Origin of the sequence: Intestinimonas massiliensis (ex Afouda et al. 2020) (assembly GCF_001244995.1) — a bacterium.
GTDB classification, from domain to species: domain Bacteria; phylum Bacillota; class Clostridia; order Oscillospirales; family Oscillospiraceae; genus Intestinimonas; species Intestinimonas massiliensis.
Window position 1 is genome coordinate 2,269,151 of the sequence record NZ_LN869529.1, and the last position, 11,874, is coordinate 2,281,024.

15 protein-coding genes, 7 tRNA genes and 2 rRNA genes are annotated in these 11,874 nt (G+C 55.2%); 12 read left to right on the forward strand and 12 right to left on the reverse strand.

Annotated features, from left to right (window positions below; genetic code table 11):
* Positions 1 to 145: 145 nt before the first annotated feature.
* Positions 146 to 661, reverse strand: coding sequence for a cob(I)yrinic acid a,c-diamide adenosyltransferase (locus BN2154_RS14865; RefSeq protein WP_050619524.1), 516 nt, complete (start codon positions 659 to 661; stop codon positions 146 to 148).
* A complete protein-coding gene (locus BN2154_RS14870; protein WP_050619525.1) occupies positions 658 to 1,395 on the reverse strand; it encodes a nitroreductase family protein in 738 nt (245 codons plus the stop codon). The genes BN2154_RS14865 and BN2154_RS14870 overlap by 4 nt, the downstream gene beginning before the upstream one ends.
* A gap of 105 nt (positions 1,396 to 1,500) precedes the next feature.
* Between BN2154_RS14870 and BN2154_RS14875 the strand changes: the two genes are divergently transcribed.
* The 3 genes from BN2154_RS14875 (at position 1,501) to tsaA (ending at position 3,661) form a co-directional block, all read left to right on the forward strand.
* Positions 1,501 to 2,328, forward strand: a complete 828-nt coding sequence (locus BN2154_RS14875; RefSeq protein WP_195892367.1) for a helix-turn-helix transcriptional regulator — start codon at positions 1,501 to 1,503, stop codon at positions 2,326 to 2,328.
* Positions 2,329 to 2,371: 43 nt separating this feature from the next.
* Positions 2,372 to 2,836 (forward strand): VOC family protein, encoded by a 465-nt coding sequence (locus BN2154_RS14880; protein WP_050619527.1) that lies wholly within the window; start codon positions 2,372 to 2,374, stop codon positions 2,834 to 2,836.
* 147 nt (positions 2,837 to 2,983) lie between these two features.
* Positions 2,984 to 3,661 (forward strand): tRNA (N6-threonylcarbamoyladenosine(37)-N6)-methyltransferase TrmO, encoded by a 678-nt coding sequence (gene tsaA / locus BN2154_RS14885; RefSeq protein WP_242853771.1) that lies wholly within the window; start codon positions 2,984 to 2,986, stop codon positions 3,659 to 3,661.
* 204 nt (positions 3,662 to 3,865) lie between these two features.
* Here the strand turns inward: tsaA and BN2154_RS14890 are convergent, their stop codons facing one another.
* Entirely contained in the window at positions 3,866 to 5,044 is a 1,179-nt protein-coding gene (locus BN2154_RS14890; protein ID WP_050617779.1) for an IS110 family RNA-guided transposase, read from the reverse strand.
* Between the two features lie 252 nt (positions 5,045 to 5,296).
* Between BN2154_RS14890 and BN2154_RS14895 the strand changes: the two genes are divergently transcribed.
* From BN2154_RS14895 to BN2154_RS14930, 9 genes are all read left to right on the forward strand, one after another.
* Complete coding sequence (locus BN2154_RS14895; RefSeq protein WP_050619529.1) at positions 5,297 to 5,584, forward strand: NifU family protein; 288 nt, start codon at positions 5,297 to 5,299, stop codon at positions 5,582 to 5,584.
* A 465-nt stretch (positions 5,585 to 6,049) separates the two neighbouring features.
* Positions 6,050 to 6,355 carry a hypothetical protein gene (locus BN2154_RS14900; protein WP_050619530.1) on the forward strand — a complete coding sequence of 102 codons (306 nt, stop codon included), beginning with the start codon at positions 6,050 to 6,052 and terminating at the stop codon, positions 6,353 to 6,355.
* The gene (locus BN2154_RS16600; protein WP_050619531.1) at positions 6,345 to 6,746 is read left to right on the forward strand and encodes a DNA methyltransferase; all 402 of its coding nucleotides are present in this window, start codon (positions 6,345 to 6,347) and stop codon (positions 6,744 to 6,746) included. Before BN2154_RS14900 ends, BN2154_RS16600 begins: the two co-directional genes overlap by 11 nt.
* Positions 6,674 to 7,624 (forward strand): DNA methyltransferase, encoded by a 951-nt coding sequence (locus tag BN2154_RS15565; protein ID WP_094762538.1) that lies wholly within the window; start codon positions 6,674 to 6,676, stop codon positions 7,622 to 7,624. Before BN2154_RS16600 ends, BN2154_RS15565 begins: the two co-directional genes overlap by 73 nt.
* Complete coding sequence (locus BN2154_RS16195) at positions 7,527 to 7,727, forward strand: winged helix-turn-helix domain-containing protein (protein ID WP_050619532.1); 201 nt, start codon at positions 7,527 to 7,529, stop codon at positions 7,725 to 7,727. Before BN2154_RS15565 ends, BN2154_RS16195 begins: the two co-directional genes overlap by 98 nt.
* A gap of 56 nt (positions 7,728 to 7,783) precedes the next feature.
* The gene (locus BN2154_RS14915) at positions 7,784 to 8,491 is read left to right on the forward strand and encodes a hypothetical protein (protein ID WP_050619533.1); all 708 of its coding nucleotides are present in this window, start codon (positions 7,784 to 7,786) and stop codon (positions 8,489 to 8,491) included.
* A 201-nt stretch (positions 8,492 to 8,692) separates the two neighbouring features.
* Entirely contained in the window at positions 8,693 to 8,902 is a 210-nt protein-coding gene (locus tag BN2154_RS14920) for a helix-turn-helix transcriptional regulator (protein ID WP_050619534.1), read from the forward strand.
* Positions 8,899 to 9,306, forward strand: coding sequence for a helix-turn-helix domain-containing protein (locus tag BN2154_RS14925; protein ID WP_050619535.1), 408 nt, complete (start codon positions 8,899 to 8,901; stop codon positions 9,304 to 9,306). Before BN2154_RS14920 ends, BN2154_RS14925 begins: the two co-directional genes overlap by 4 nt.
* Positions 9,307 to 9,875: 569 nt before the next feature.
* Positions 9,876 to 10,556, forward strand: coding sequence for a site-specific integrase (locus tag BN2154_RS14930; RefSeq protein WP_050619536.1), 681 nt, complete (start codon positions 9,876 to 9,878; stop codon positions 10,554 to 10,556).
* A gap of 180 nt (positions 10,557 to 10,736) precedes the next feature.
* On the opposite strand, the gene BN2154_RS14935 is transcribed toward BN2154_RS14930, so the two are convergent.
* From BN2154_RS14935 to BN2154_RS16140, 9 genes are all read right to left on the reverse strand, one after another.
* A tRNA-Thr gene (locus tag BN2154_RS14935) sits at positions 10,737 to 10,812 on the reverse strand.
* 26 nt (positions 10,813 to 10,838) lie between these two features.
* Positions 10,839 to 10,915, reverse strand: a tRNA-Asp gene (locus BN2154_RS14940).
* Positions 10,916 to 10,953: 38 nt separating this feature from the next.
* A tRNA-Trp gene (locus BN2154_RS14945) sits at positions 10,954 to 11,029 on the reverse strand.
* A 3-nt stretch (positions 11,030 to 11,032) separates the two neighbouring features.
* Positions 11,033 to 11,109, reverse strand: a tRNA-Ile gene (locus BN2154_RS14950).
* A 69-nt stretch (positions 11,110 to 11,178) separates the two neighbouring features.
* Positions 11,179 to 11,254 (reverse strand) — tRNA-Asn (locus BN2154_RS14955).
* A gap of 45 nt (positions 11,255 to 11,299) precedes the next feature.
* Positions 11,300 to 11,415: ribosomal RNA gene (rrf, locus tag BN2154_RS14960) — 5S ribosomal RNA — on the reverse strand.
* Between the two features lie 129 nt (positions 11,416 to 11,544).
* A tRNA-Glu gene (locus BN2154_RS14965) sits at positions 11,545 to 11,619 on the reverse strand.
* A 3-nt stretch (positions 11,620 to 11,622) separates the two neighbouring features.
* Positions 11,623 to 11,698, reverse strand: a tRNA-Lys gene (locus BN2154_RS14970).
* 69 nt (positions 11,699 to 11,767) lie between these two features.
* Positions 11,768 to 11,874, reverse strand: a 23S ribosomal RNA gene (locus tag BN2154_RS16140); the annotation flags it as partial.

The window sequence follows — 11,874 nt, forward strand, 5'->3', positions numbered from 1 at the left end:
CATTCATACGAAAAAATGCAACAAATCTTTCGATATTTGTCTGAAAGTTTTTTGCATTTTCCCTATAACATTTTCTTATGCCGCACATCTGTCCTCCACCCGGAGAAATAGAGCCGGAGGCCCAACGGGCCTCCGGCTCTGTTTCCTACCATTCAATTCCTTTTCGGGCCGCCTGGCCCTGGTCGAAGGGATGTCTGCGCTTTTTCATCTCGGTGATGTAGTCGGCCCGGCGCTCCAGCTCGGCTGCGGGGTCCCGGCCGGTGATGACCACCTCCAGCTCCGCCGGGCGGCGGTCCAGAAAGGCGGTGACCAGCTCCAGGGGCACCATGCCGGTGGAGACGGCAGAGCACAGCTCGTCCAGCACCAGCACCCCCGCGCCGTTGAGCTCGGACAGCGCGGCGGCCTTTTCGAACAGGGCGGTCTGCCGCTCCCGCTCGGCCCGTTTTTCTTCCTCATTCATGGCAAAGACGAACTTCATCTCGTCGGGGATCTCCAGCAGGGTCACGCCCGACAGCTTGCCTAGAATCAGCCGTTCTCCGCTGTCGGCGCTCTTTAAAAACTGGGCGATGACCACCGGATTGCCCCGGCCCGCCGCCCGGACCGCCAGGCCCATGGCCGCGGTGGTCTTACCCTTGCCGTCTCCGCAATAGATCTGGATCATGACTCTTCCTCCTCAAAATCTCTCAGGTATTCCTCCACCGACCGGCTCATCTCCCGGGAGAAGTCCGAGTCGTATTTCCGCCTACAAAAAGCGCTCATCCAGGCCTCGAAGGACTGCCCGCCGGTGCGTCCGGCGAACATCTCCCGCAGCTCGGGCCCCGCCATCCGGCGATAGGCGTTCTCGTGGACAATGTGTTTTTGTGCAAACCGCGCCGGTTTGGGACGCTCGCGCTGCTGTCGGGTGGGCCAGCCCAGCACCAGCATACAGGCCGGGAACACCCATGCAGGCAGCTTCAGCAGGCGCCGGTGCTCTTCGTACTGCTCCATGATGTCCCCGATGTAGCAGGACCCCAGCCCCAGGCTCTGGGCGGCTACCACAGCGTTCTGGGCGGCAATGAGGGCGTCGTCCACGGCCAGCAGCAGGTCGCCCGCCCGGGGCTGACGGGGCGTGCAGCCCGCCTCCACATAGGCGTCGAACCACTTGAGGCAGTCGGCACAGAAGATCAGCACCACCGGTGCCCGGGCGATGAAGCTCTGGTGGTCGCAGGTCTCGGCCAGCCGCTCCTTGAGGGCCGGGTCGGTGATGTCCAGAATGGTATAGAGCTGCTGGCAGCCGGCGCTGGGGGCCTGGGCGGCGGCGTCCAGCACCATCCGCTTCTGCTCCTCCGCCACCGGCTGGTCCTCAAAGGCCCGCACCGACCGCCGGTCGTACAGGCTGTACAGGATTTCGTTCATTGGGCCGCCTCCCTCGGGTTGTCGTGCCTCCTATTTTACCTTATTTTCTCCGGCTTGTATAGTGGGTGCGGATGTGTTAGGATGGACAAAATGGGGGGTGATATTTTGGAGGCTCTTGTCTTTCGGGATCGGGACGGCATCTGCGCGGCCCGGTCCCTCACCCACCTCTACCTGCGCCCTCACCCGGCCCTGCGGCCCTTTGTGGCCCATTATACCCTCTGTCTGTCCGCACCCGTCCCCCCGCCGCCTGCCCCCGGAATGCTGACCCTGATCCCGGACGCCAGCGGCTGTCTGGTGTTTACCCTGGGGGAGGGGCTGTTGGACGCCCGGGCTTACGGCCCCACCACCCGGACCGTCACCGTGGCCAACGATCTGGGGTCCGGCCCGCCCCGGTTCTTTGTGGAGTTCCAGCCGGGCGGGCTCCGGGCCTTTACCGGCGTGCCGCAGTGGGAGCTGGCTGACCGGGTTTGGCCGCTGGCCCAGCTCTCCCCCGGGCTGTATGCCCTGGCGGAGGCGTGCTTTCTGCGGAGCCCCGACCTGGACGGCTTTGTGCAGGCGCTGGACCGGGGCCTGCTGGCCCTTTGCCCGGCTCTGTCCCCCGCCGTACCCCTGCTGGACCATCTGGCCGCCTCCCCCTGTTCCGCCCCCGCGGGGGCCCTGGCCCAGGAGACCGGCTACAGCATCCGCCACCTGTCCCGCCTGCTGCGGACCGAGGCGGGGCTGGGCGTCCATGCCTTTGTCCGGGTCCTGCGCATCAACCGGGCCGTCCGCTGTCTCCAGGCCGGCGCGCCCTCCCTCACCCGTCTGGCCCAGGAGCTGGGCTACTTTGATCAGGCCCACTTCATCCACGATTTCAAGGCGGTCTGCGGGGTGTCGCCCGGCCAGTACCGGGCGGGGATGTCCGCTTTTTACAAGGAACCGCTGAAGCTCTAGAGTATACTTGCTTTGTCTTATCACGAAGGAGGTGTGATCCCATATGGAATTTCAAGGCGTTTTGTTCGCCGTGCGCTCGATGGCCGTATCCCGGCCCTTTTATGAGACGGTGCTGGGCCGGAAGGTCGCCCTGGATCTGGGCGCCAACCTGGTGTTCGAGGGCGGCCCCACGCTTCAGGAGGGGTTTGCCGGGCTGGTGGGCTTTCCGGAGGAGCGCACGGTCTACCGCTCCCACAATGCCGAGCTCTACTTTGAAAGCGAATTCTTCGACGCCGACGTGAGCCGGGTCCGGGCCGCGGGGGTGGAGCTGCTCCACGAGGTGAAGGAGTACCCCTGGGGCCAGCGGGTACTGCGGTTCTATGACCCGGACGGCCACATCATCGAACTGGGCGAATCCATGAAGACGGTGGTCCTGCGGTTTTTGGACCAGGGTCTCAGCGAGGAGGAGGCCGCCCGGCGGAGCCAGTTCCCTCTGGAATTCGTCCGGTGGTGCCAAACGCAACGGTAATAAGAGCAGACGGACCGGCCGGCCCTCGGGGCCGGCCGGTCCGTCTGCTCTTTTGATCTGCTCTGCCGACCGGCATTTGCATTTTCCCGTCCAATCAGGTACAATCGACCTTAGGAAAGCGAGGTGTCCCCCATGACGCTCCCCCCTATGAAGAGCATCGCCCGTATTCGCAGCGATTTTCCCACTAAATTCGGCATTCCCCGCCAGAGTGGGCTGGTTCAGGCTCTGCGCTCCACCGTGGTGTTTGAGCCGGAGTTCCGCAATCCCGATGCACTGCGGGGGCTGGAGGGCTTTGATTACATCTGGCTGATCTGGCAGTTTTCCGCCAGCGTCCGGGAGGACTGGTCTCCCACGGTGCGCCCGCCCCGCCTGGGCGGCAATGTGCGCATGGGGGTATTTGCCACCCGCTCTCCGTTCCGACCCAACCCCATTGGTCTGTCCTCCGTCCGGCTGGAGCAGATTGAACTGCACCCCGAACTGGGACCGCTGCTCCATGTGACGGGAGCGGACCTGATGGACGGCACTCCCATTCTGGACATCAAACCCTATGTCCCCTACGCCGATAGCCACCCCCGGGCCGCTGGCGGCTTTGCCGGTCCCGACGGCGGCCCCATCCTGGAGGTCCGCGTGCCGGAGGAATTGCTCTCCCGGGTTCCCTTGGATAAGCGGGAGGCGCTGCTGGGCGTTTTGTCTCATGACCCCCGCCCACCCTACCAGCAGGACCCGGATCGGGTGTATGGACTGGACTTCGCCGGCCTCAACATCCGTTTTTCGGTGCAGGACCAGGTTCTGACCGTCCGGGCGCTCCAGCCACTCCCTAAATAATGGCGGGCCCTCTAACTTTTCCTTTCCACCCATGGAAAAATATAGTATAATGGCTTTATCAGGAGTTCGGAAGTCATCAAAAAGACAGATTAACTATTAGAAGTCAACCCCCAAAATGAATGGCGGTGGTACAAAAACAGATGGTTCAAAAAAAGTATATCAAAGTAGAGGTCCGTTAGGACCCCGGATGCCAGCAAGAGTAAGTTAGGCTACCAGACGGTACGGTTGTCTGGACTTCTCCAGAGCGAAGATGAGCCGTACCAGTTTCTTGGCCGCGTGGGAGATTGCAACATTGTAATGCTTGCCTTCCGCTCGTTTCTTGGCAAGGTAAGACGCAAAGGCCGGGTCCCATAAGCAGACATACTTGGTGGCGTTGTAAATGGCGTAGCGAAGGTATCTGGAGCCGCGTTTTTCCATGTGCGGATAGCAGTTCTTGAGCTGTCCGGATTGGTAGGTCGATGGTGAAAGCCCTGCATAGGCAAGCAGCTTGTCGGGAGATTCAAAGCGGGAGAAGTCCCCAACCTCGGCAAGGATCATAGCCCCCATGCGACAGCCAATGCCCGGAATGGTCGTGATCGGAGAGTGCAGTTCATCCATCATAGCTTGGATTTCTGTTTCGATTTCCTCAATTTCAGCGTCCAGTTCCCGGATAAGCCGGATGGTATGCTGCAATTCGAGGGACTTGGCAGGCATTCTGGAGCCTATGGAATTCCTGGCAGCATCCCGGATGTCCAGGGCCATGTCCCGCCCGTAACGGCCTCTGGAGGCGTCAGTCAAAAGGGATTTCAGTCGTGTCAGGTGCGCCCCGGCGATCTGAACGGCGCCAGGGAACTCTTCCAGCAAGGCATAGACAGAAGCCCCATGGAGGGACGGTACCAGATTTTCCAACTCTGGGAACAGGATGCAGACCAGCCTGGAAACAGAGCATTTCAGTTTGGCTCGTTCTTTCACCTTGTCGAAACGGTATCTTGTGAGTGACTTTAGCTCCTCATTGTGGTATGCTGTGTCTGTGTAGGGCTTGAGGCCTACATCGGACAGAAGCATAGCTGCAATCGTTCGTGCATCCACACGGTCAGTCTTTGTCTTTCTTAAGCTGAGACTTTTCCTGTAGAGATTGGTGCGCAAAGGGTTCAAGACATAGGTGGCCAGACCGTTGTCAAGAAGAAACCCAAGGATGTTGTAGCTGTAATGTCCGGTCGCCTCAAGCCCTACTCTTATTTTGTCCTGGGATGTGGTGCAGTCCCGGATTTTCTGAAGCAGGCAGGTAAAACCATCCATGTTGTTGGGAATGGTGAACACATCTGCCAGGACTTCACCTTCCGAGTTGAGAATGAAGCAGTCGTGCTTGTCCTTTGAGACATCAATGCCAACAGAAACTACCATGATAAAACCTCCAACGGTAAGATTGTGATGCTGCTCCACAGAACACTTTGCTCTTGTAGCCTTGTTCCACATAAACCGTCTGGCGGTATTTAACTGATTAACAAAACTGCAAAGGGCTGTGGTTGGAACCTTTCTTAAACCATCTTCTGGTAGGAGGACAACACCAATCCACAGCATCCCTTACAGTGTAGCACATAGCCCTTGGAGAGGGGCTCTAATAACTACTACTTTATAATACAAGGAGGACCGTGTATGAACGTGGAACAGAGGATCGAGGCTATTCTAGAGGAAAAGGTGCGCCCCATGCTGCGCAGCCATGGGGGCGAGGTGCGCTTGGACGGGTATGCGGATGGAGTCGTGTCGGTGGAATTGCTGGGGGCCTGCTCCGGCTGTCCCTCCGCTGATCTGAGCACGCGGGGGCTGATTGAAGATATCCTGCGGGCAGAGGTGCCGGAGGTAACGAGTGTGGAACTGACCCAGGCGGTAGACCCCGAGCTGCTGGCTTTTGCCCGTAAGCTGTTGGGCCATGAAACGGACTAAGTCGTTTCAACTGCAATAAAAACGCTCACATCAAACGATGTGAGCGTTTTTATGGAGCTGCTGGGCAGATTCGAACTGCCGACCTCATCCTTACCAACTGATTGAGGGCCTTCCAACCCTTAATTTTTAACACTTTCCAGTCCTATTTGCTCTGAAAATATGAACTATTCCGTCTTCTTGTGTCCATTATTTCCGCCCGCTCGTTTCCTCGTGTGGGTCAGGGTGTGGGTCAATCAAAGAACACTTTAATGGTATATGATAGATGCCTTTTGCGATCAACTCAGATTTTGCGTAGCAGTAAACAAAAAAGCGTCTACCCCAAATGCCAAACCCGTCACATCACGCTTTCATTAGACAAACTGGTTTTCAAATGCTATAATTTAATAAAATTGTTGTAGGTTTATGCTTGATGAACACATTGCATCAAGCAAGTAGAACAGAACCGTAAAAAACGGAGGAATTATAATGGATACAGCAGGTCTTGTGCTCGAACTGCTGAAACAGAAATGCACGATTACTCCTTTAGAGCAGGACATTCTCGATACATACCATGAGTTGAGCAAAAATCCTTTTAGCCGAGACTCTGCAATCAAAAAGATTACTGAAAACAACATAAATCACCCTGATATTTTCATGGCAATAGCCACAAGTCCCACTACAGTGCTGAAACCTTGGAATACTGTTCCGGATGAAGATGTATGCTCTAACCTGACGAGCCAGTTTGAATCATTGGTAAAAAAGGAGTTGGAGGTGTTGAAGGGTGGCCAATAAGCTGGAACTGACATGGTATGGCAAGGACGAACCTATTAAAGTGGAACCGCGTCTGCTGATTGAAAACACGGCGCTGTCCAATACCGCCTTTGACTCTAACACGGAGAATATGCTGATTCACGGGGACAATCTCCTTGCCTTAAAAGCATTAGAGAAAAAGTTTGCCGGGCAGGTAAAGTGTATCTATATTGACCCACCGTATAACACTGGTTCGGCGTTTGAAAAATATGATGACAATATGGAACATAGCATTTGGCTGAGCCTGATGAAAGCACGACTTGAAATTTTACGCCTATTACTCCACATAAACGGGACAATATGGATGCGAAACTTTTTTCCACTCGTTATGACCATACCCTTGTTTATGCGAGAAATATTGAACAAGTTTTGATTAACCAAGTTAAAACAGATGAGATTCCCGAACACTACAATAGGAAAGATGGGAATGGCCGGCAATATTATTTAAAGCCGCTTAGAGCAATGGGGAAAAATGATGCCCGGGAAGCTCGTCCAAATTTGTACTATGCCATGATTGCGCCCGATGGAACAGAAGTGTATCCTATTCGCACAGATGGTAGTGATGGCAATTGGCGTTGGTCTCAGGAGAAAGTTCGGGCAAATCCAGACTTAATCGAGTGGGTCAATGGTAGAAACGGATGGTCACCATACTATAAGATTTATGCAGACGAACATTCCTCTCGCCCGCCTGAAACTCTATGGAGTTTCCAATTTGCGGGCAGTAACAGAAATGCAAAAGCTGAAATAAAAGCCTTGTTTGAAGGCGATAAATCTTTTGACACGCCGAAGCCTGAGAGACTTGCAGAGGTTATTCTTGGCATTGGCTCTAACCCCGGCGACCTTGTGCTGGACAGTTTTCTCGGTTCCGGTACCACCGCCGCTGTTGCCCACAAGATGGGCCGCCGGTATATCGGCGTTGAGATGGGCGACCATGCCTACACCCACTGCAAACTGCGGCTGGACAAGGTGATTGCCGGTGAGGATAACGGCGGCATTACAAAGTCCCAAAACTGGCAAGGCGGCGGAGGCTACCGCTTCTACGAGCTGGCCCCCACGCTCATCAATGAAGACGCTTTCGGAGAGGCGGTCATCAATCCAGATTACAGCGCCGACGCATTAGCGGCGGCAGTCGCCTTACATGAAGGCTTTACCTATGCTGCATTTCCTGGCCAGCTATCCCGGGCAGGTATTTACACGGGAACAGCTCTATACCCGGATCTGGGGATGCGACAGCGATTTCAATGTGGATGAGTCGGTGCGCTCTCACATCAAGTTTCTGCGGAGAAAACTGGCTTCCTCCGGCAAAGACTACATCCAGACCGTCTGGGGGATCGGCTACCGCTTCGCGCCGTAGAGGCAGGACACAGCATCAAAAATTGCCCTGTGGTAAACAAAAGGGAGGATGATTTATTGGCGGGCAGATGGATCTGTGCGGGATACTACCGGCGCTATGACGGCAAGGTCGTCTATGTCATTTCCCTGGCCACGGACTCCGACAACGGCGAGGAAACGGTCATCTGGACCACCTACCCCTTCGCGGATGTCCCCAGGTACTACACCTCCAACAAAAAGTCTTTTTGTGCTTTTGTGGAGGTGAGCGGGGAGAGACGGGCCAAGTACAAGCGGCTGACCAACATGAAGATCTCAGAGGCCGCCATCGAGCGGTTGGAGGATGAGGGATTCTGGGGGCCGGTGCGCAAAAGTCCGCCCCGGCAGATGGATGAAGAATATGACTCCCGAGAGTATCAGCAGGCCGCCAACTACCACGCATACGCCAAGGAGCTCTGCGAGAACTACAGCTTCGATTCGCAAAAGTATCGCTTTTGTGTAAACCAAAAGCGGTATGCTGCCATTACCAAAAGCGATTTCGGTAAACTGAAGGAAGATTTGTGTTTTCTGGACAACGCTCTGAAAACAGTTCTGGCGGACTACCGGGATTACTTTCGGGAGCGGTTTGTAGACGGCCTCTCCATTCGCAAGTACGCATCTGCCCATCTACTCAACCGGGGCAGCGTGGATTACCTGCAAAAGAAGTTCCTCTCCGCCCTGGCACATCTGTTGAAGGAGCGGGACGAGGCGGAGGGCAAATGCCGCCTGCGGAAACCAGTAAAATTTTGAATTTACCCAGTCTCAAACGGAGCGTCTGCTGATAAAGCAGGCGCTCCGTTTTTCTGTCAAAAGTGTGTCAAAAGGATACATTTTCCGCAATAGAAAACAGAGAGTCAAAACGAGCGGACGAATGAGAGTATGTCAGTTCTATGTTGCGTGATAAGGGTCCTCGGCTTAAAGAAGAGAGGATAAGATTTGGAGGTTGGCATTATGAAAGAATCTACCTACAAAAACTACGATGACCTGCCGCTGTTTCTCAATGCGGAAATGATGGCAAAAGTACTGGGAGTATCCCCATCGTCAGGCTATGAGCTGATGCACGAGTCGGGCTTCCCGGTGCTGAAGATTGGTAGCCGCATGGTAGTACCCAAGGAGCAGTTTATCCAATGGGTGAATGAGCACACAGGAGGTGGACAATGAAGTACGGCAATTACAGGAATGGTTTCTTCCTGCCCAATGAGATTTTTCTCTGGGGACTGAACGCTGGTGGTTTGGCCGTGTATAGTTTCCTGCGGCGGTGCGAGAATCGCAAGACCCACCAGTGCTGGCCAAGCTGCAAAACTATCGGGAAGGCAGTGAACATGAGCGGGAACACCGTGCGCAAGTACATCCGTCAACTGGAGGAACGTGGCATCATTACCACCGAGCCGACTGAGGTCACCACCAAGACAGGAGAAAAACGCAACGGGAATCTGCGCTTCACTCTCCGCCCCATCCAGGAGATGATCGACGAACACTACGCCCGCCAGATGAAAGAATTGGAATTGGCGGCGGAGCGGCAGCGGGTGGCACAACTCCTGGCAGAGCGGGAAAGCCCCGCTTGACCGCCTGTGAGCCACTGTGCGGGCCTTTAACCGGCAGGGCAACACCCCCGCCGTGCACTGGCTGGCTTTCAACGCCGTGTTGGGGCTGTGTGCCGGAAATTGAAAGAGCAAAGGAGTAAGAGGTTTTCACCCCACCAAAGGGTGAACCGAGGGGTCGAAAATAGTGCAGGATAAAGGCCGGGGGTCGCTTGCGACCCCCGGCCGGGCCACACCGCCCCGCAACGCGGGGCGGGACAACGGTTTGCGAGATTTGCAGGGTGGGGATCATAGGTGGTCGGTTTGGCTCACTTCGGGGGTCACGAGTGGTCGGAATTGGAGGATTGCGCCCTCAAAGCCGCATGAAATCAGGGCTGTAAAGGTGAACCTGCGGGGTTCACCTCGGGGATAGCGGTCGTTTTTGGCATAGATTCAGGATACCAGGTCTCAGTGCGACATCCATCAAAAATTGCGCCGCAAAACAAAGAAAAAGACCCCGAAAAAATGTGAATTGTTTGATAACTCTGCGCCGTGCCCCTGGATAGTTTTCTCTTTCTGCGGTATGTTGTGTCGTTACAAAGGAGGCGAGCACCATGGCAAAGAAGCGAGCCAACGGCGAGGGAAATATCAGAAAAAGGAAGGATGGCCGGTGGGAGGGGCGGTACACCGCCGGATATGACGCCAAGACTGGCAAGCGGATTATCAAGAATGTGCTGGGTAAAACCCAAGGGGAGGTCAAGGAAAAACTCAAGAAAGCGCTTGAAGAAACCAACGGTTTAGACGTCAGCAGAGCAGCGGATGAGTACACCGTGGCAAGCTGGCTGCGGACGTGGTATGAACTCTACGCCAAGCCCAACGTCCGCAATCCGGACAGAAGCTTGGAGCTTACAAGACCCAAGACAGAGAATTCGGTTCGGCTGGTGTCTATCCCTCAAACTGCGGTAGATCTGCTGGTCCAAGAACATGCCCGGCATCCAGATAATCCGTATATGTTCCCCTCTCCCCTCACCGGAGAGTTGTACCACCCGGACAGCGTGGTAAACCTTCACAAGAAGATCCTGAAGGACGCCGGACTGCCTCACATTAGGTTTCATGATTTGCGGCATACCTTCGCCACCACAGCCCTGCAAAACGGCGTGGACGTGAAAACGGTATCCTCTATGCTGGGGCACTTTGATGCAGGCTTCACTCTCCGCACCTACACTCACGCCACAAGGCAAAAGCAGGACGAAGCCGCCCAGACCATGGGAATCTTCATGGAACAGGTCATGTAACGCAGAAGAAAAACAGGCACACCGGGCGGGTCATCCCATCCGGTGCGCTTGAATCCTTTCCAGCCCTTTCGGCGTGTGGGTCACGGTGTGGGTCAGGCGGTTGACCCACATTTTGACCCACACAGAAAATCGGAATTCGCAACAAAAAACACCTGAAATCCGAAAATTTCAGGTGTTTTCTGGAGCTGCTATCCAGATTCGAACTGGAGACCTCATCCTTACCAAGGATGCGCTCTACCGCCTGAGCTACAGCAGCATATGAGGCGCGATTGCACCCCACGATGGCGACGCGGAAGGGACTTGAACCCTCGACCTCCGGCGTGACAGGCCGGCGTTCTAACCAACTGAACTACCGCGCCATCTTTTGTATAGGACACAGCGTAGTGCTGTTTCTCTCTGGCAGGGGCAGAAGGAATCGAACCCTCGGCACGCGGTTTTGGAGACCGCTGCTCTACCTGCTGAGCTATACCCCTATGTGGTGGGCCTTCGGGGACTCGAACCCGGGACCGGCCGGTTATGAGCCGGCTGCTCTAACCAACTGAGCTAAAGGCCCATCTGCCGTGTTCCGTGTTTGATACAAATGGGGCTTGCCGTCACGGCTACGTGGCGGCAAGCCGCTTCATGGCTCCCCAAGTTGGACTCGAACCAACGACCCTGCGGTTAACAGCCGCATGCTCTACCGACTGAGCTATTGAGGAATATGAAAGAAGGTCTGGTCTGGTCAGACCAGACCTTCTTTTTTGTGTCGGCGTTACCTATCTTCCCGGGCCGTCGCCAGCCAAGTATTTTCGGCGCAGATGAGCTTAACTGCCGTGTTCGGAATGGGAACGGGTGGACCCTCACCGCAATCAACACCGACTTACTCTTCTTCGAAAAGAAAAGTAAGCAAAAGAAACTTTCAAAAACTTTCTTCTCCTTACCGTTCTTCTCAACGATAAGATATTATATTCATTTAAGAGGAAATGTCAAGGAAAACATTCTAAAAAACTGGTGACCCGTGCGGGAATCGAACCCACGTTTGCGGCGTGAGAGGCCGCCGTCTTAACCGCTTGACCAACGGGCCGCTTGGTGCGCCTTCACGGATTCGAACCGGGGACCCACTGATTAAGAGTCAGTTGCTCTACCAACTGAGCTAAAGGCGCATATCAATCTACACCTTCAAAACTGAACAACGAGAGAGTGGAACAAGCTAAGCCTTGCATAAACATGTTAAGGTCAAGCCCTCGGCGGATTAGTACCGGTCAGCTACACACGTTACCGTGCTTCCACCTCCGGCCTATCAACGATGTAGTCCACATCGTGCCTTACCTCATTTAGA